Origin of the sequence: Nocardiopsis sp. NPDC007018, assembly GCF_040635075.1 — a bacterium.
Classification (GTDB): Bacteria; Actinomycetota; Actinomycetes; order Streptosporangiales; family Streptosporangiaceae; genus Nocardiopsis.
Map to the genome: position 1 here is coordinate 1 of NZ_JBEYHA010000078.1, position 17813 is coordinate 17813.

The following is a 17813-nucleotide window of genomic DNA, read 5'->3' on the forward strand; positions in this document are numbered from 1 at the left end:
TTTATCAGGTGTTCCGCGCCCCGCCAAATCGGCGGTTTGTGGCAGCGTTTCCGCTTGACACGAGATCGGGGTAAAGCCCGTTGTGCTTCGTGTGGCTTCGGGCGCCTTGCGGCTTGTGCCTGTTTCCTTTGAAGCGACTCTCCGAGTTTACATGGCCCGAGCACTGCTTGGACCGGAGTTCTTCGGAGGGGATGTCTGAGATCGCGACCCGGTTTCGAGTCGACCCTCGCGGGCCGCTCACCGTCTCGCGGCGACCTGGTGAACACTACCCCCAGCCCCGACCCCAGGCAAACCGGAGCCCCTGTGTCACCGGTCACCACTCCTGCGCTGTCAACCGCTTTCCGTCGTGCGGCCAGACCCGTCGGCCCCGTCCTGCTCGGCCCACCCCTCCCCTACCGTCACCCTCGCCCTTTTCCGTCACCCTCGCGCGCGCGGGCGCGCGCGTTCGTCTTGCCGTCACCTTCGGATGCCGCGCCTTGCCGTCACCTTCGGATGCCGCGCCGCTCCCCGACCCCGCACCGGCGTTCCCACGCCTCCCCCAGGCACCCGGTACTCACCGAAATGAGTGGTGGGCGGGGCCCTTCCGCTCAACCGGGTGACAAAAGGGCGCCGTGCTTCGGACGGCCTCTCTCCGGAACTCGCGGCTGCTTTGTCACGCGATCGCCGACAACGCCGTGATTCGGCTTCGTCGCACGTCAGAGCCGGAATCGTGCGTCTTCAAGATCATTCTTCGCCCGCTCGTGAAAGGACCCGAAGAGTTGTTGTCCCTCCCTTGAAATCCGGGCGGAGCCGATACATGATGTGGCGAACTGGAACACTTTCTCTGGCCCGGCGCCCTGCCCAACACGGGTGGGGCCACGGCCAGGCCGCGTGCCGGATGTTCGGGGGGACGGCGGGCGCAGCGCGGCCATGCACCCCTGGAAGGAACCGCATGGACCCCACATCCCCCGACAGCGCCGAGATCCCCGCCAGTCACACCAGTGGGAAGCGCTTCGCTCTCTTCTGCGTCCCCGCTGTCGCCGCCGTCGGCGGCATTCTGGTGGCGATGGCGAGCGGGGCCCTGGCCGCCTCGTTCAGCATCTCCGGCCAGCAGTTCAAGATCTCCGCCGACGAGATGCGCGGCGAGGGCTTCACCCAGTTCGGCTGGGTCAACGCGACCGTCCGCGACCAGGCGGTTCCCACGGCGACGGCCGGGATCAGCTCCGCCGAGATCCACGGGCTGTGCCAGTCCGTTCTCACCACCGAGTTCCCGCTCGTCGGTGCGATCTCCCTGAGGCTGACCGCCGGTGACGCGGGGACCCCGGTGCAGGCGACCGACCTGGTCATCGACATGGAGCAGATGGACGGCAACGCCGAGTTCACGGACATGGAGATCGGCCGGGACGCCTCCACCCTGGACCAGGGGCCGGACGGCCTCGGCCGGGGGCGCGGGCACACCGACCTGTTCGGTATGCAGTCGGAGACCATCGTGGTCGAGGACCTGGAGCAGACCGCTCGGGCCGCCTCGGCCGGCACCTTCAAACTGCACAACCTCAGTCTCGGCATCTCCCGCGGGGTCGACGAGTGCTTCTGAGGGGAGCGCGGAAGCCGTGGACCGCCTGGACCCGCTGGCGCCGGCGCCGTCCGTTCCTGGCGGGTCTGCTGATGATCCTGGCCGGGGTGGAGATGCTGCTGGTCACGCGTATCCCCGTGGAGCTGATGCTCTACCTCGGGGTGGGCGCCGTATCCACGCTGGTGTTCAGCGGGATGCTGGTCGTGCTCGGCCTGGTCACCTGGTTCACCCCGAACCAACACGTGATCACCGGCAGCCTGGCCGGGTTCATCGCCCTGGGGGCGCTGATCCTGTCCAACCTCGGCGGGTTGGTCGTCGGCACCCTCCTGGCCCTGGTCGGCGGCGGGCTGGCGTTCTCGTGGCGTCCCGTCGCGCGTCCTGCCCGGCGCCGTCGCGGCCGCCGGGGGAGGCGGTTCCGCGAGCGTTCCGGCTCCGGCCCGGAGGAGGTCGCTTCGGCGGGACGCCCGTCGCAGTGATCCCCGGTTCTGAGCCCAGTTCCCGGAGCGCGGCCCCCGTCCGGAACCGGCCCGCCCCGTGGCCGGGAGCCCGGTCCCCGCTCTCGACCGTTCCCGCACCGGCTCCACACCGGTGACGGCCCCCTGACCACCGGGGCGTGCGGGCACCGCACCCCGACCCACCCCGCGCCCGCGCGTCCCGGTTCTCCCGTTCGGCAAGTGACCTCGACCTACGTCGGCGCGTTCCCCCTCCCGTCGTGCCGGGCTCCGGCCGCTCGTGCCGCCCGGCCACCCCATACAAGGAGTTCCCATGTCGGTTCCGCGACCGAGATCCCGCACCCGCTCCTGCCTGGCCGCCTCCGCGATCGGCGGACTCGTCCTCAGCTGGGGAGGCACCGCGCTCGCCTCCCAGCAGGGCCCGACCACCGTCGAGCCCGCGGGCGCCGCCTTCAGCGCCGAACTGGTCGGTTCGGCCGTCTTCACCGCCGGGGACGTCACCATCACCTGCGGTGTGTCGGTGACCGACCCGGGCAACGGCAACAACCTCGTTCCCGAGGCCCCCGACAACCACAACCCGGACGGAGCGGTGGGCGGCCCCATCAACGCCCCCACCTTCACGGACTGCACGACCGACGTGGTGCTGGTGAACGCGACCGTCACCGTGAACGACCCGGTCTGGCAGATGACGATGCAGAACGGGTCGCCGTCGGTCGCGACCATGGTCGTTCCGGCGGCGGGGATCGTGGTGAACACGACCGGTCTGGCGACCTGCACCGCCACGGTCAGCCCCGACGCGGAAGCCCCGATCGAGGGGGTGTGGAGCAACGGTGACCCGGCGTCCACGCTGGCCTTCGACACCTCGACCGCCGTCGTCGTGGAGGGTGGCTTCGGCTGCCCCAACGTCGACACGGCCGGGTTCTCGGCGACCTACTCCGTCACCAACGCGGACGATCCCGCGAGCCCCATCACGGTGACCGGCTGATCCGGCCGGGTCGGGCCGCGGCGTCCTCCGCGGTCCGGCCCGCGCTCCGGCCTCCCGTGTCGACTTCTCGACTTCTCGGCCTCTCGACCGGGTGTCTCCACACCCGTGGCCCCGCTCCGCCACTCCCCCGGTGACAACCGCGTCCCGGCAGTCACTCACCCCGCGACGGAGAAAGACCGCGGCCTCCTCGCCTACCGTCGCAGTACTCCGTGGAGTCACGAGGCGAAGGCTCCTCGGAGGGCGCGGACCGCTTCGCCCGTCCCCGGACCCCTCGGAGACCTCATGGCGTCCTCATCCGGCAGCCCGTCCGTCCCACCCGAGACCCCGCGGCCCCCGGCGCCGCCCGACCCCGCCGTGTCAGCCGTCTCCGCTGCCTCCGCCGTGTCGCGGCTGCGCCACACCCTCCGGGTGGCCCGGGTGCTCGTGCGGGCCGGGGTCCTGGCACCCGGCCGCCCGGACCGGATCGTGCGCCAGCTCCGGGCGTTGCGCACCTGGGGCGCCACCATCGCGGGCGGCTACGCGGCCGCCGGGGAGCGGGTACCCGACCAGGTGGCGGTGATCGACGACTCCGGCAGCGCGACCTTCGGGGAGATGAACCTGCTCGGACGCGCCCTCGCCCGGGACCTCCACGGCCTGGGCGTGGGCCGGGGGACCCGGGTGGGCGTGCTGTGCCGCAACCACGGCGGGCTCGTGCGGGCCGCCATCGCCTGCGGACGTCTGGGCGCGGACGCCGTCCTGCTCAACACCGGTCTGGCGGCGGCTCCCCTGCTCGACGTGATGCGGCGCAACGATGTCGAGGTGCTGGTGGCGGACGCCGAGTTCGAGGAGTTGTACCGGGGCCTCGGGCCGGAGGTCCCACGGTTGACGGCCTGGGGCGACCCGGGCGCGCGGGGCCGCCGGGTCCCCTCCCTTGAGGACGTCGCCTCGGTGTCGCGGGACACGGCGCAGGACCCGCCGCCGCCCGAGAGCCCCGGCCGTCTGATCGTGCTGACCTCAGGGACGACCGGTACTCCGAAGGGGGCCCGCCGTCCCACGCCGAAGGGGCCGCAGGACGCCGCCTCGGTCCTGTCGCGCATACCGCTGGGCTCCGGTGACCGCATCCTGGTGTCGGCGCCGGTCTTCCACACCTGGGGGCTGGCCGGGGTGCAGCTGGGCATGTCGATGCGGGCGACGCTGGTCATGCGCCGGTTGTTCGAGCCGGAGGACGTACTGCGCACGATCCAGGAGCAGCGGTGCACGGTGTTGTTCGCGGTGCCGGTGATGCTGCGCAGGATCATGGACCTGCCCAGGTCCACCCGCGAGCGGTACGACACCTCGTCGCTGCGGGTGGTGGCGTGCAGCGGTTCGGCGATGAGCCCGCAGCTGATCAGCGACTTCATGGACGCGTTCGGGGACGTCGTCTACAACCTGTACGGGTCGACCGAGGTCTCGTGGGCCACGATCGCCACCCCCGAGGACCTCAGGCTGTCGCCCACCACCGCCGGGCGCCCGCCGCTCGGCACGCGGATCGCGGTGCTCGACGAGCGGGGCCGGGAGGTCCCTCAGGGGAGCAGGGGCGCGATCCACGTCGCCAACGAAATGCTCTTTGACGGATACACCAACGGAAAAACCAAACGTATGTCCGCCGGACTGATGGAGACCGGTGACCGCGGCTACGTGGACGAGCACGGTCTGCTCCACGTGGCCGGGCGCGACGACGACATGATCGTCTCGGGCGGGGAGAACGTCTTTCCGCGTCCGGTGGAGGAGGCGATCGTGACGATGTCCTCGGTGCGCGAGGTGGTGGTGACGGGGGTGCCGGACGAGGAGTTCGGCCAACGTTTCGCCGCCTACGTGGTGGCGCACGAGGGCCGGACGGTGGACCCGAACGAGCTTCGCATGCACGTGCGCGAGGCGCTCGGCCGGTTCTCGGTGCCGCGGGACGTGGTGCTCCTGGCGGAGCTGCCGCGCAACGCGACCGGGAAGGTGGTGAAGCGGCGGCTGCCGAGCAGTACCGTCTCCGAAGGATAGCGGTGCGGGCCCGGGTGGGGGACACTGGTCACGGTGGGGGGCTCCGGCCCTCTCCCGCCCGGCGCCGCCCGGCGCGCTCCTGACGCCCGTGCGCACCTTGTTGCCCTTTGTCCTCTTTTTGCTTGCGCGCAAGGCAATTGTGGGCTTTGACATCGGGTGCGTGGTTACTACGATGTGGAACGATGCCCGACCGATCCCCCGCCCCAAGGGGCGACTTCGAGCTCCCGGCAGTCGACGAGCAGATGTGCTTCGCGCTGTACGCCGCCTCGCGTGCGGTCACGAACCTCTACCGCCCGCTGCTGGACCCTCTCGGCCTGACCTACCCCCAGTACCTCGTCATGATGCTCCTGTGGGAACGCGGAGAGTGCGCGGTCAAGGAGATCGGCGCGGTACTACAACTCGACTACGGCACTCTCACCCCGCTGCTCAAGCGCCTGGAGTCCAACGGGCTCCTGCGCCGGGAGCGCGACCCCGCCGACGAACGCTCGGTTCTGGTCGCGGCCACCGAGGAGGGCTCCGCGCTGCGGGCCCGCGCCCGGGGCATCCCGGAGGCGATCGGGCGGGTCATCGACCTTCCCGCGGAGGAGTTCGAGGCGACCAGGCTCGCTCTGCGCAGACTGACCGCCCACGTTCTCGCGGGTGAGGCCCGCGTCGAGGAACCCTAGCCGTCCCTTGGGGGACCGAGGCGTCCCTTCGGGGACCGAGGCGTCCCTTGGGGACACGGTGTCGGAGCCGGGCACCACGGGGGTCGTGCCCGCTCTCCGAACCCGAGGAGGGGAAACCGTGCGGACGGACCGAAGCGTCCGTCCGCACGGCCCCCCGGACTCTCTCGGGTTACCGTGGAGTCATGTCGATCTGGGCGTCAGACAACCGCAACGGCCGCGTCCGCGAGGCCCTGACCCTCCTGCTCTCCCAGGGGGTGATCGACGACTTCCGCATCCACCCCGAGGACGAGTTCCCGTTCAGGGTCCAGGTGCCCGCCGGGATCGTCCCGATGACGGAGCACCAGGCGGCGCACTTCGCCCTGGGGGCCGCGGCCGCGCACTTCGGCGACCTGGCCCGGGACTCCGGCGGATCGGGGTGGTGACCCGGCCCGTCAGCAGGCCCCCGGGGTGAGCTTCCAGTGGCCGGGCGAGGTCTCGGTCAGCGAGGTGCGCACGGCCGTGTTCCAGAGCCCGAGCGGGTCACCGGAACCGAGCGCGTAGGTGTAGCCGAGGCGGCGCTCGGCCCTTCCCTGGCTCACGTGGGCGTAGTTGCTCGCGGCCACGCACTCCCCCGTCGGCGCCTCGGTCGGGCCCTCGGTCGGCGCTTCGGTCGGGCTCTCGGTGGGCGCACCGCCCCCGACGCCGCCGATCCCCCAGAACCGGGCCGTGTACCCGGCGGAGCAGACCGTGTCGAGGAAGTACGCGCCCGCCGTGCCGCAGCCCGACGAGGGGTCGACCGGGGTTCCGTGCCCCATCCCAGCCACGGTGAAGGACGCGACCGACGCGTCCTCCGCCCCGCCGCCGTAGTACTCGGCGGTCGTGGCGCCGGGCAGGCCCTCCGTCGCGTCGGGCGAGGTGGGCAGCCCCCACGCGTTCACCCACTGTGAGACGGCGGCCCGACCGTTGGCGGGGGCCACCGTTGAGTCCGACGTCCCGTGCCAGACCGCCACGCGCGGGAGGTCGGCTCCGTCCGGGAGCTTGGCCCGGACGCGGTCGCCCCACTGCTGCGGCGTCTGGGTCTTGCCGGGGTTCATGCAGGTGAAGGCGTCGAGCATCCCGCTGGCGCACCCCACGGGGACACCGGCGACGACGCCGCCCCCGGCGAAGAGGTCGGGGTAGGCGGCCAGGAGCTCGGCCGTCATGGCGCCGCCCGCGGACAGCCCGGAGACGTGGACGCGTCCGGCGTCCAGACCGTACCGGGAGACGGCGTGCTCGACCATCGAGGCGATCGAGCGGGCCTCTCCCGAGCCGCGCGCCACGTCGCCGGGCTCGAACCAGTTGAAGCAGCGGCTGGCGTTGTTGGCGGCCTTCTGTTCGGCGTACACCAGGGCGAAGCCGGACGCGTCGGCCTGCTCGGCCCAGCCGGAGCCACGGTGGTAGGCGGCGGCGTCCTGGGTACAGCCGTGCAGGAGCACCACCAGCGGCGCGCCCTCCGTGAGTCCGTCGGGGACGTACTCGTACATGGCGAGGTTGCCCGGGTTGGTGCCGAACGAGGGCACCGGAGCGAGTGTGGCGGCCGAGGCGCGCGGGGCGGCGACCACCAGCGCGGCCACGGCCACCACGAGCACCGCGATCACGGCGAGGGCGGGCGCCACGAGGCGCGGCGCGACCGGGTCGGGCTGGCGCGCGCTCACGGGGACACCTGAAGGAGTGGAGATGCTTGAGGGGTGGGCGGAGGGGGAGTGCATGGCGCGGCTCCGGGGGGCTGGGTGACGAGCGGGGGTGGTTCGGCCGAACCGGTGCACGGAATCCTAGGCAGGACGTGACGTGCGCGACATGGTGGTGAGAGCCCGATCACATAACCCTGACGGGTGGGAAGCCCACAACCCTCCCCTCCCCCATGGCCCGGGCCCACATGGGAGCGCGCCGGGGTGTGTCCGCCTCCCCTATCCCCCGGTGTGCGGGCCGCGCCTAGTTTGCTGGCATGACGACGCACGAGTTCCCGTCGGACGACGCACGGCAGGCCTCCGGCTCGCCGGTCGAGCCCTCCCCCCGCTCCTCCCCCGGCGCGCCGCCCGCCCCCGGAGCCCCGGCGCCTCCCGCCGCCTCCCCGTCCCCCCACACCACCCGGGTCGACCTCACGGGCCGGACCGCGCTGGTGACCGGTGCCGCCAGCGGTATCGGGCGCGCGTGCGCGCTGCGCCTGGCCGCCGCGGGCGCCTCGGTCCGGCTGGTCGACGTCGACGGCGCCGCCCTCGCCGAACTCTCCGCGCTGGGGGCGGGCCAGGTGGTCGAACTCGACCTGACCGACCTCGACGCCGCCGAGGAGGCGGCCCGGGGCGCCGACATCGTGGTGAACAACGCGGGTGTGCAGACGGTCGCCGCCGTCCAGGACTTCCCTCCGGAGCGTTTCTCCCTCATCCTTCGACTCATGGTCGAGTCACCGTTCCGCGTGGTGCGCGGGGCCCTGCCGCACATGTACGAGAGCGGATGGGGCCGGATCGTCAACATCTCCTCGGTGCACGGGCTGCGCGCCTCCGCCTTCAAGTCCGCCTACGTGGCGGCCAAGCACGGGCTGGAGGGGTTCTCGAAGGTGGTCGCCCTGGAGGGGGCCCCACACGGGGTGACCTCCAACTGTGTGAACCCCGGATATGTGCGGACCCCGCTGGTGGAGCGGCAGATCGCGGAGCAGGCTCGGGCGCACGGCCTCCCCGAGGAGCAGGTGCTCTCCGACGTACTGCTGGCCCGCACCCCCCTGAAGCGGTTGATCGAACCCTCCGAGGTGGCCGAGATGGTCGCCTACCTGTGCTCCGACGACGCGTCGTTCGTCAACGGGGCCTCCCTACCCATCGACGGAGCCTGGAGTTCGAGCTGAACACCTCCCCTGACCCTCAGGACGCTTCCCCCGAGAGGTCGGGGGCCGACCGGCAGACGCTCTTCCTGGAGCTGCTGCTGCGCGACGCACCGGCCGTGGAGTACGAGCGGCCGGTGCTTCTGGCGCGCTCGGACGGTTCGGACGCTCAGACCGTCGCCGCCCTGGAGCACGCGAAGCTGGCGGCGCTGCGGGTGCGGTCGGTGCTGCGGGACCGGCAGCGGCGCGAGTCCGAGCTGAGCGCGCTGTTCGAGACCGCCAACGACCTCGCCGGGATGCGCAGCCTCGACCAGGTGCTGCGGGCGATCGTGGAGCGGGCCCGGCACCTGCTGGGGACCGACGTCGCGTACCTGACCCTGAGCGACCCGGAGGCGGGCGACACCTACATGCGGGTGACGTCGGGGTCGGTCTCGGCGACCTTCCAGCGGCTCCGGCTGGCGCCGGGCAAGGGGTTGGGCGGCCTGGTGGCGAGCACGTCGCTGCCGTACGTGACGGCCAACTACTTCGCGGACCCCCGTTTCGAGCACGCCGACAACATCGACAACGGCGTGCGTGAGGAGGGGCTGGTCGCGATCCTGGGGGTGCCGCTGCGGATGAACGGGCGCCGGGTGGGGGTGCTGTTCGCGGCCAACCGCCGGGAGCGGCCGTTCGCGCACACGGAGGTGGCGCTGTTGTCGTCGCTGGCCACGCACGCGGCGATCGCGATCGACAACGCGAACCTCATCGACGACACGCGGCGGGCCCTGGACGAACTGCACACGGTGAACGAGCGCCTGCAACGGCACACGGCGTCGGTGGAGCGGTCGGCGGCCGCGCACGACCGGTTCACGGACCTCGTGCTCGACGGCGGCGGGGTGCGGGAGGTCGCGGCGGCGGTCGCCGAGGTGTTGGGCGGCACGGTGCTCATCCACGACCGGACCTCCGACGAGTCGGTGACCGCGTCTCCGGACGGGACGACCTGCGATCACGCCGTGGTCGGGGGCGATCCGATCGGCGAGGGGGACGCCGGGCTCGCGGAGGCGGCCCGCTCCTCGCTGGCCAGTGGTCGGGCGGTCGCCGTCGCAGACGCCTGGGTGGCGGCGGCGACGGCCGGAACCGAACCCCTGGGCACGCTCGTCCTGCGCGGGGTGGAACTGGACAGCACCGACCAGAGGGTCCTGGAGCGGGCCGCGATGGTCACCGCCCTGCTCCTGCTCATCCGCCGTTCGGTGAGCGAGACCGAGCACCGGGTGCGCGGCGACCTGCTCAACGAGCTCCTGGAGGTGCCCGCGCGCGACCCGGTGTCGCTGCGTCAGCGCGCGGCGCTGCTCCACGCGGACCTGGACGCCCCGCACGTACTAGTGGTGGCGGAGGCGCCGGGGGGAGACCCGCAGCGGCTGCGTTCCGCCGCCGCGTTCGCCGCGGAGACGGTCGGGGGGCTGGCCGCGGCGCGGGGCGGGCGGCTGGTGCTGGCGTTGCCCGGCTCGAACCCCTCAGAGGCGGGGGAACGGGTGGCGGCCGAGCTGTCGGCCGCCGCCAACGGCCCGGTGACGGCCGGACTGGCCGGGCCCACACGGGGCCTGGAGAGCTTCAGGGGCGCGTTCGCCGAGGCGGTGCGGTGCCTCCAGACCCTGCGGGCCCTGGGGCGGGTGGGGCACGCCGCCACCGCCGACGACCTCGGGTTCTCGGGGCTCCTGCTGAGCCAGGACCGGGACGTGCCCGGTTTCGTGGCGGCCGCGCTGGGCCCGCTCCTGGAGTACGACACCCGGCGCGGGACCCTGCTGGTGGAGACGTTGCGCGCCTACTTCGCGGCCGGGGGGAACCTGTCGCGCGCCAAGGACGACCTGCACATCCACGTGAACACCGTGGCACAGCGCCTGGAGCGGATCGGTCAGCTGATCGGGGAGGACTGGCAGCTCCCCGACCGCGCGCTGGAGCTACAGCTCGCCCTCCACCTGCACGGTCTGCTCGACAAGGGCGTGGACCTGCTCGGCGAGCAGGGCGGCGGTTGACGAGAACAGCGTTCTGCTGGGCGAGGACGGTCCCGAGGGTTCCGGCCACCAGGTGGGACGTGCGCGTTTCTTCCTCCAGTCGGCGCCCGCCTCCGCTGCCGCGCGACCGCCCGTGATGGGGGATGGGGGCGCCAAACCGAAGGTAGGGCTGGAGTGACCGGTTTCGCATGTAGCCCGTACATGTATTCGACCTCGAACCGGTGCCCTTGCGCACCACAGGCGGGGTTGCGCAGACTTCGGGGTTCCGGAGGTGGTGTCCGGTGACGTCACACGGGTGCTGGGACGCCACGCCCCGGGCTTGCGGCAGTGGGCCCGGGACCACGTCGCGGACTCCACCCCGTCAGGCTGAGGCCCGAGGGTTCCGGCCGGAGGGCCGGGGAACCCGGAGAGGAGGTGAACACGCGCGGGACGGGCTCCCACCCGGGTGCCTCCCCGGCCGGAGGGCCGGTCAGCAGGGGCCCTGGTCGGCCCAGGCGCCCCACTCCCCGGCCACGTCCGGCGGGAAGGCCTGAATCCACCAGCGGGCCTCGTACACCCGTCCCTCGTAGAGGACCCGGTCTCCCCGGTCGTAGACGGTGGACGCGTCCCAGGCGGCGACCGCGCACGAGGCGTCGGGGGCGGCCTGCCCTCCCTCCTCGGCGCCGTCGTCGTCGGCGACCTCCTCCGGCCCGGTGGAGACGGTGAGGGTGACGGCGCCGTCCTCGGGCAGGATCGTGCCGGGTTCCGGGTTCTGGCCGCTGACCAGCCCAGCCGCGACCGTGTCGCTCGGCGCCTCCACCACCGACACCGTCAGCCCGATCCCGGACAGCAGGTCCACGGCCTCGGCCCGACCCGTGCCCGCCATCGCGGGGACCACGACGCCCTCGCTGACGTACAGGGTGACCGCCTCCTCGCGGTCGCCGTCCTGGCCGACCTCGGGGTCCGACGAGAGCACGGTGCCCGGGGTCTCCTCGGCGGAGTGCTCCTGCACCACCTCGACCTCGGTGAACCCGGCCCCGCGCAGCAGGTTGCGGGCGTCGTTCTCCGTACCGCCCACGACGTCCGGGACCTCCGCGTGCCGGGGGCCGACCGACAGCGACATGAGCACCGCCTCGCCGCCCTCCAGCTCCGTCCCGGCCGCCGGGTCGGTTGAGGCCACCTCTCCCGGGGCGACGTCCTCGCTGTAGGCGTCCTCGTAGGTGAAGGTGAGGTCGAGTTCGAGGGCGGCCAGCGCGGCTTCCGCCCGCTCGGGGGAGTACCCGGCGAGGTCGGGGAGCGCGGGGTCCTCTCCCGGGACCAGCGCCCACCCGGCGGCGGCCAACACCAGCAGGCCCACCCCGGCTGCGGCCAGCACCGGCAGGCGCCGCCACCGGGGCGGGGCGCCCCGCTCCCGGCTCGGGGAGGGGTCGGTGGCGAACGCGTCGGCGAACGTGTCAGCGTCCACCACGGGGATCGGCTGGGTCGCCGTCCCCGCCTCGTCCAGCGGCCGGGCCAGCGACCTCAGTACCTGTTCGACCAGGGTGAGGTACTGACCTGCGTCGCGCGGGCGGTAGCGCGGGTTGGGTTCGGTGGCGTTGGCGACCAGCATGTCGAGGTCCGGCGGCAGTCCGGGGACGGTGGCCGACGGGCGCAGCGACACCCCCTCCTCCGCCTGGAGGTCGCCGGTGAGCAGGGCGTGCAGCAGCCTGCCCACGGCGTGCACGTCGGTACGCGGCGTCAGCTCCTCGGCACCTGGCAGCCGGAAACCGCCGAGCGTGACCCGGCCGTCGTCGTCCAGCACCACGTCGTCCGCGGTGGGGCCGCCGTGCACCAGGCCCTCGTCGTGGGCGGCCCGGAGCCCTTCCAGGACGTCGGCCGTGATGCTCAGCGCGGTGTGCGGAGCGTAGCCGAGCCCCCGGTCTCCGCCCCCGAGCACCGCGCGCAGCGTCTCCCCCGGAGCGGGCTCGGTGACCAGGTACACGCGGTCGCCGTCCCTGCCGTCGCCGAGCACCCGCACGAGGTGCGGCGAGTCGAGCCCGGCCAGGGTCTGTGACCGGCTCAGGAACGCGTGGGCGTCGGCGGGGTCGGCGGCGCGGGCCGGGTCGAGCAGCGTGACGGTGACCAGCCGGTCCGCCACCGTGTCGAGCCCGTCGTACACGGACACCGTGCCGTCGCCGCCAGAGCGCCTGCCCAGGAGGACGCGTCCGTGCAGCGTGACGCCGGTGAGGGGGGAGGGGGTGGGGGACTCCATGGGTCGGATCGTACGGCGCCGAAACCAGGCCGTTCCCCCTCCAACAGGCCCGATACGGACACCGAACGGCGAAAGCGGTCAGACGGTGCCTCCTGTCCGAATCCCCGCCGCGTGGTGTCGGGGGCCCGTGCGATTCTTGCGGGGAGCAGTCGGCCAGAGTTCCCTCCTTCCTCCTGTGAGGTGCCATGAACACCGTCGGTAGCGGCAACGACCGGGACGACCGGGCCGCCGGGGTCCTGCTGGGGGCCGCGTGCGGCGACGCGCTCGGGGTCCCCTACGAGTTCGCGGGGCGGCTCTCCGAGGCCGAGGTTCCGGAGATGGTCGGCGGCGGCCTGGGCCCCTACGCGCCGGGCGAGTACTCCGACGACACCCAGATGGCGGTGTGCGTCGCCGAGGCGCTGCGGGACCACGACGCACCGCGTTCGGGCCCGGCCCTGGAGCAGACCGCCCGGGCGTTCCTGGGGTGGCGGCGCGACGGCGCGACCGACATCGGGACGCAGACCGAGTTCGTGTTGGAGGACACCGAGCGCGCGCTGGCCGCCGACTCCACGGGGGCGACCCGCGCGGCGGAGTCGATGACCCGGATGTCCGCGCGGATGTTCGGTGCGGGGGAGCGGTGCGCGGGCAACGGGTCGCTGATGCGGACCGCGCCGCTGGCCCTGGCCCATCTCGGCGACCGCCACGAGCTGGCCGAGACCGCGAGCGTGTACAGCCTGCTCACCCACGGCGATCCGCTGGCCGCCCAGGCGTGCGTGCTGTGGTGCGAGGCGGTCCGGGTGGCGGTGGCGGAGGGGTCGGACGACCGGTGGAGGCGGGGGACCCGGAGCGGTTCGCGGCCCCGGTGCGGGCGGCCGTGCGGGCGGGGGACGACACCGACACCGTCGCGGCGATCGCCGGTGCGCTGGTCGGGGCGCGGTGGGGGGTTTCGGCCATCCCGGAGGAGTACCTGGCGGCGGTGCACGGGTGGCCGGGGTACCGGGCGCGGGGGTTGGCGGAGCTGGCCGGGCTGATCGTGCGCAGGCACGGGGGCTGAGCCCCCGGCACGGAGGGTTTCCGGGGCCGCGCGCAGCGTGCTGCCCGGGGGCGCGCGGTTCCGACGACGTCGTGCGTCCGTATGCGGGCGGGGGCCGGGCGTGCGGCATCATGGTGGCGCACGAAGGCGGGAACGCGGATCGGTACGGGAACGGGGAGCGGCCATGACGGAGCGGATCGAGTGGGTGCCTGCGCACGATCACCCGGAGCTGACGGCTGACCCCGTGCGCGCCGCCATCGCGCCGTTCGACGGTTCGGTGCGGGCGGCGGCGATCGACCCGGAGCTGGCGGACACCGCCGAGTTCTGCGCGGCGTACGGGCTGACCCTGGACACCAGCGCGAACTGCGTGGTGCTGTCGGCCAAGCGCGGCGGTGAGGTGACGTACGCGGCGTGCGTGGTGCTGGCCACGGACCGGGCGGACGTCAACGGGGTGCTGCGCAGACACCTGGGGGCCCGGAAGGCGTCGTTCGCGCCGATGGACGAGGCCACCGGGCTGACGGGCATGGAGTACGGCGGGATCACGCCGTTCGGGCTGCCCGCCGGGTGGCCGGTGCTGGTGGACAAGCGGGTGTACGACACCCCGTGGGTCGTGGTGGGCAGCGGGTTGCGCAGTTCCAAGCTGCGGGTGCCGGGGCCGCTGCTGGCGGAGCTTCCGGGCGCCGAGGTGTTGTCGCTGACCCGGTAGGGGGCGGGGTTTCGCTTCCAGGGGGACGCCCCTGAGTCGATTTGTCGACAAATCCACGAGTGGTTAAGGCGGGTTTCGGCAGGTCAACAGTGCGCGCCCTAAGTACCCGGTCTTGGGACATATCGGGCCGCACGACAGCCCTGACCGGAAGTGGTGCGTGCGGGGGCTGGGGCGTGGGCGGGGACGAAGGGGCCCGGCCGGTGTCCGTGTTCGGGTCGCACTCCCGGCACGCCGTGACCGACCGCGACGGCCTTGCCGAAGGAAGGCGCGTTCGTCGCTCCAGTGACCGAGCAGTCCAGGGGAGTCGGCTCGTGCGGACCGCCACACGAAGCCGGTAGCAGGCAGTCGTTTCCAAATGTCAGAGCAGTACATACCATAGAAAGCGAACACCCGTACGCACCAGGCGAAGCGGAGCACCAGCACGAACCGAGGAAGTCGAGAGCCATGCCAGGGTTGGGAACCAGCAGGTCAGCTTCTACTATCGGTGGCATGCACCCCATCGATGAGCGAACAGCGATGCTCGCTCTACTGCTGCGCAGAGGCGCGCGTCGGGCAGCGGTCACTGATGAGGTGATGGAGGCCGGTAGTGCCTCCTCCGTGCTGGAACGGACCCTGCTTCAGGACTCGCTCTTCCCCCAGCTGATCGAGCAGGCACCCGAAGTGGTCGAGGCGCGTTCGCTGGTCGAATCCTGCGGGAACCAGGGCGTTCGGGTTCTTTCCTTCACTGACAGTGCCTACCCCGACCAGCTACGGGACATCCACGAGATGCCTCCCGTGGTGTTCACTCGGGGGACGCTCCACGCCGACCCTCGCGCCATCGCGGTCGTCGGGTCCCGCAAGGCATCGGAACACGGGCTGCGCATGGCCTACAACATCGCCTCACGCCTGGCCGACATGAACGTCACGGTCGTGAGCGGTCTTGCCGAGGGTGTGGACACGGCGGCCCACAGAGCCGCGCTGGACCGGGGTGGTCGTACCGTCGCGGTCATGGGCACCGGAATCGACCGGTACTACCCGGCGAAGAACAGGGATCTCCAGGATGAGATCGCCACACGCGGCATGCTGTTGTCCCAGTTCCTTCCAGGGTCACCTCCGACCAAGGCTTCCTTCCCCATGCGCAACGCGGTCATGAGCGGTTATGCGGCGGCGACCATCGTGGTCGAGGCCGGGGAACACAGTGGAGCGCGTATCCAGGCCAGATATGCCCTCCAACACGGCCGTCCTCTTATTTTTCCGAGGGAACTCCTGGTCAATCAGTGGGCACGGGAATTCGCCACTCGACCTGGGGTGCACGTCGTCGATAACATGGTGCAGACGATCGCCACGGTGGAGTCTCGGCTGCGCGACGCGGCGACCACCGCGGCTGACATCACGCAGCAGACCGACTTCACTAAGGAAGAGGCGTTTGCCTGGTAGACCCGCACGAGAGATCGTGCTGCGCTCTGTCACTGAGCAGAGCAACTACCTGACACCGGTTCTGGTCGACTCGGCTGGGGTCTGCCCCGTGTGCTTTGGCGCCATGCCCGCGAGTTCGGAGCGGTGCGGCAACTGCGTCGACGCTCTGAACAGAACGCAGGGCAAGGGCCAGGTGGCCGACGTGGTCACCCCACTGACCTACCGTCTCGGATACACGTCCGACAACCAGGCGGCCCACGATCTACGCGCCTACAAGTCCCCTCGCCCCAGCAGCGAAGCCCAGCTGCGCCTGACCTGCTTGTTCTGGTATTTCTGCGGCCGTCATCTCACCTGTGTGAAGAAGCGCCTGGGGATCTCCGGTTTCACTCACGTGGCCTTTGTTCCCAGCACCAGGAGACCCGGATCAGTTCACCCTTTGCAGAGCATGCTCTCGCCGATGATTCCCCTACCGCGAGCCGAGCTCGTCCTCAATGCGGGTATCGATCCCAATCGGCGATCCGTGCATACCGAGTGGTTCACCGCCAAGCCTGTCACTCCGGTGGATGAACGACCTACTGCCGTGCTGCTGATCGATGACACATGGGTGAGCGGAGCCAGGGCGCAGTCAGCGGCGCACTGTCTGAAGAACGCCGGGGCCGAACGAGTCGCCACCCTCGTTCTCGCTCGGCAGGTCAATCCCGACTACGAACCGGCCAAACCGCTACTCGCCGAGCTCAAAGAGGCCTCCTACGACCCCGACTCATGTGTCTGGCACTAACGCGCGTGGTGAACGGGCCAGGTCCCGGAGCCAGTCCGGGTCTCGGCCGCCCGCACAGTGTTCACGTCTCCCTCGCCGTGCCCGAGGTCGCCGACCGGGTCCGGGTGGAGTTCGCGAACGGTTTCCACCCGCACCGGGCCGAGCCCTCCGGTCCCGTGAAGGCGCTGGTACATGGGTGGGAGCGGGAGGGCGGCTCCAGAAGGTGATTCCGGAGCCGCCGTCCGCCCTCTGACTTCCTGTTCGGCCCGGTTGGTCGTGCGGTGTGTACCGGGTCTGTTCTCGCTGTCGGGTTAGATCGGGATGCCGATGTCGGGTGCCAGGCTCGCTCCCAGGGTTTCCAGGGCGGTCTGGCCCAGGAGGAGCGTGGCTCCGAGGGCGGTGGCGGGCCATCCCCACCAGCGGCGGGGCGCCCGGTGACGGCCCCGGGTGCGGACGGTGGGCTGCGGTTCCGTCTCGGTCAGCTCGGTTCGGGCTTCGGTGGCCTGTCGGGCTTCGCGGGCCTTCTGTTCGCGGTGCTGGCGGGCGACCTTGACCCAGTGCGGGACAGGCCCGTGTTGCAGCATGTACGCGACCCGGGGGTTGCCGTTCATCTGGCGGAGCAGGCGTTCCTGGCGGGCCTGGTGGGTCTCCTCCCAGGGCATTTCCGAGCGGGTCGCCTCCGTCTGAGGTACCTGTGTCTGGGGTGCCTTCGGCGGAACCGGGAGGTCCCGCCGGGGATGCACGGTCGGTCGGGTGAAGCGGTGACCTCGCGGGGCGGTCAGAACCGACCGCACCTCGGCACGAACCTGAGCGCTGACCTGCACCGTCATCGGGTACCCCCAGCGGTGGCCAAGGCCGGGAGGGTGAACTCGGCCCAGACGACCGTGCCGAGCCCTTCGCAGAAGGGGAAGTCCAGCACGGGCCGGAACCCCCACCGGGACGCGAGGTGGCCGACCATCAGCAGACCCCGGCCGCGTTCGGCCTGCTCCCACTCGCGCGTGGTCCTCCTGCGCGGAACCTTCGGGAGGGAGCCGGTGGTGTCCGTCCTGGTGCCGTCGTCGATGATCGAGATCCGGACCAGGCCCGGGGCAGGTGTCTCCAGGGTGCGGACCACCCTGCCGTCCGGGTCCTGGCCGGAGCGGGAGTGCTCGCAGGCGTTGGCGAACATCTCGCTCACGCACAACACCATCTCCTCCCGCACCTCGCCCGGGAGGGTGAGCAGGGGGTT

The 17813-nt window shown here is 71.9% G+C and carries 15 protein-coding genes and 1 pseudogene; 12 read left to right on the plus strand and 4 right to left on the minus strand.

From position 1 onward, the window contains the following. Positions 1–931 precede the first annotated feature (931 nt). The 6 genes from ABZ635_RS25550 (at position 932) to ABZ635_RS25575 (ending at position 6086) form a co-directional block, all read left to right on the plus strand. A complete protein-coding gene (locus tag ABZ635_RS25550; RefSeq protein ID WP_357769569.1) occupies positions 932–1573 on the plus strand; it encodes a DUF6230 family protein in 642 nt (213 codons plus the stop codon). Next, positions 1564–2028, plus strand: coding sequence for a DUF6114 domain-containing protein (locus tag ABZ635_RS25555; RefSeq protein ID WP_357769571.1), 465 nt, complete (start codon positions 1564–1566; stop codon positions 2026–2028). Before ABZ635_RS25550 ends, ABZ635_RS25555 begins: the two co-directional genes overlap by 10 nt. A 289-nt stretch (positions 2029–2317) precedes the next feature. Beyond that, positions 2318–2989 carry a hypothetical protein gene (locus ABZ635_RS25560; protein WP_357769573.1) on the plus strand — a complete coding sequence of 224 codons (672 nt, stop codon included), beginning with the start codon at positions 2318–2320 and terminating at the stop codon, positions 2987–2989. Positions 2990–3271: 282 nt separating this feature from the next. Next, entirely contained in the window at positions 3272–4999 is a 1728-nt protein-coding gene (locus ABZ635_RS25565; RefSeq protein ID WP_357769575.1) for an AMP-binding protein, read from the plus strand. A gap of 182 nt (positions 5000–5181) precedes the next feature. Then, positions 5182–5664, plus strand: a complete 483-nt coding sequence (locus tag ABZ635_RS25570) for a MarR family transcriptional regulator (RefSeq protein WP_357769577.1) — start codon at positions 5182–5184, stop codon at positions 5662–5664. 182 nt (positions 5665–5846) lie between these two features. Then, a complete protein-coding gene (locus ABZ635_RS25575) occupies positions 5847–6086 on the plus strand; it encodes a hypothetical protein (protein WP_357769579.1) in 240 nt (79 codons plus the stop codon). Positions 6087–6095: 9 nt separating this feature from the next. On the opposite strand, the gene ABZ635_RS25580 is transcribed toward ABZ635_RS25575, so the two are convergent. Further along, complete coding sequence (locus tag ABZ635_RS25580; RefSeq protein ID WP_357769581.1) at positions 6096–7337, minus strand: PHB depolymerase family esterase; 1242 nt, start codon at positions 7335–7337, stop codon at positions 6096–6098. A gap of 290 nt (positions 7338–7627) precedes the next feature. Between ABZ635_RS25580 and ABZ635_RS25585 the strand changes: the two genes are divergently transcribed. Together ABZ635_RS25585 and ABZ635_RS25590 are read left to right on the plus strand one after the other, a co-directional pair. Beyond that, positions 7628–8518 carry a 3-hydroxybutyrate dehydrogenase gene (locus ABZ635_RS25585; RefSeq protein WP_357769583.1) on the plus strand — a complete coding sequence of 297 codons (891 nt, stop codon included), beginning with the start codon at positions 7628–7630 and terminating at the stop codon, positions 8516–8518. Continuing rightward, positions 8515–10506 carry a GAF domain-containing protein gene (locus ABZ635_RS25590; protein WP_357769595.1) on the plus strand — a complete coding sequence of 664 codons (1992 nt, stop codon included), beginning with the start codon at positions 8515–8517 and terminating at the stop codon, positions 10504–10506. Before ABZ635_RS25585 ends, ABZ635_RS25590 begins: the two co-directional genes overlap by 4 nt. A gap of 448 nt (positions 10507–10954) precedes the next feature. On the opposite strand, the gene ABZ635_RS25595 is transcribed toward ABZ635_RS25590, so the two are convergent. Continuing rightward, complete coding sequence (locus ABZ635_RS25595; protein ID WP_357769585.1) at positions 10955–12715, minus strand: PASTA domain-containing protein; 1761 nt, start codon at positions 12713–12715, stop codon at positions 10955–10957. 185 nt (positions 12716–12900) lie between these two features. Here ABZ635_RS25595 and ABZ635_RS25600 point away from each other — a divergent pair. The 4 genes and pseudogenes from ABZ635_RS25600 (at position 12901) to ABZ635_RS25615 (ending at position 16606) form a co-directional block, all read left to right on the plus strand. Beyond that, positions 12901–13748: pseudogene (locus tag ABZ635_RS25600) on the plus strand (ADP-ribosylglycohydrolase family protein). Positions 13749–13911: 163 nt separating this feature from the next. Beyond that, positions 13912–14433, plus strand: coding sequence for a YbaK/EbsC family protein (locus ABZ635_RS25605; RefSeq protein ID WP_357769587.1), 522 nt, complete (start codon positions 13912–13914; stop codon positions 14431–14433). Positions 14434–14922: 489 nt separating this feature from the next. Beyond that, a complete protein-coding gene (locus tag ABZ635_RS25610; RefSeq protein ID WP_357769589.1) occupies positions 14923–15849 on the plus strand; it encodes a DNA-processing protein DprA in 927 nt (308 codons plus the stop codon). Positions 15850–15865: 16 nt separating this feature from the next. Then, complete coding sequence (locus tag ABZ635_RS25615) at positions 15866–16606, plus strand: hypothetical protein (protein WP_357769591.1); 741 nt, start codon at positions 15866–15868, stop codon at positions 16604–16606. Between the two features lie 290 nt (positions 16607–16896). Here ABZ635_RS25615 and ABZ635_RS25620 read toward each other — a convergent pair whose 3' ends face one another. Both ABZ635_RS25620 and ABZ635_RS25625 read right to left on the minus strand, forming a co-directional pair. Beyond that, on the minus strand, positions 16897–17247 hold the full coding sequence (locus tag ABZ635_RS25620) for a hypothetical protein (RefSeq protein WP_357769593.1): 351 nt from the start codon (positions 17245–17247) through the stop codon (positions 16897–16899). A gap of 164 nt (positions 17248–17411) precedes the next feature. Then, a partial coding sequence (locus ABZ635_RS25625; RefSeq protein WP_357769594.1) for an ATP-binding protein occupies positions 17412–17813 on the minus strand: 402 nt, incomplete at its 5' end.

Excerpts from the sequence above, each read along its gene's own strand:
- ABZ635_RS25565 (WP_357769575.1), top strand. The coding sequence starts at position 3,272 with ATGGCGTCCTCATCCGGCAGCCCGTCCGTCCCACCCGAGACCCCGCGG.
- ABZ635_RS25610 (WP_357769589.1), top strand. The coding sequence starts at position 14,923 with ATGCACCCCATCGATGAGCGAACAGCGATGCTCGCTCTACTGCTGCGC.
- ABZ635_RS25560 (WP_357769573.1), top strand. The coding sequence starts at position 2,318 with ATGTCGGTTCCGCGACCGAGATCCCGCACCCGCTCCTGCCTGGCCGCC.
- ABZ635_RS25570 (WP_357769577.1), top strand. The coding sequence starts at position 5,182 with ATGCCCGACCGATCCCCCGCCCCAAGGGGCGACTTCGAGCTCCCGGCA.
- ABZ635_RS25575 (WP_357769579.1), top strand. The coding sequence starts at position 5,847 with ATGTCGATCTGGGCGTCAGACAACCGCAACGGCCGCGTCCGCGAGGCC.
- ABZ635_RS25605 (WP_357769587.1), top strand. The coding sequence starts at position 13,912 with ATGACGGAGCGGATCGAGTGGGTGCCTGCGCACGATCACCCGGAGCTG.
- ABZ635_RS25550 (WP_357769569.1), top strand. The coding sequence starts at position 932 with ATGGACCCCACATCCCCCGACAGCGCCGAGATCCCCGCCAGTCACACC.
- ABZ635_RS25595 (WP_357769585.1), bottom strand. The coding sequence starts at position 12,715 with ATGGAGTCCCCCACCCCCTCCCCCCTCACCGGCGTCACGCTGCACGGA.
- ABZ635_RS25585 (WP_357769583.1), top strand. The coding sequence starts at position 7,628 with ATGACGACGCACGAGTTCCCGTCGGACGACGCACGGCAGGCCTCCGGC.
- ABZ635_RS25620 (WP_357769593.1), bottom strand. The coding sequence starts at position 17,247 with ATGCCCTGGGAGGAGACCCACCAGGCCCGCCAGGAACGCCTGCTCCGC.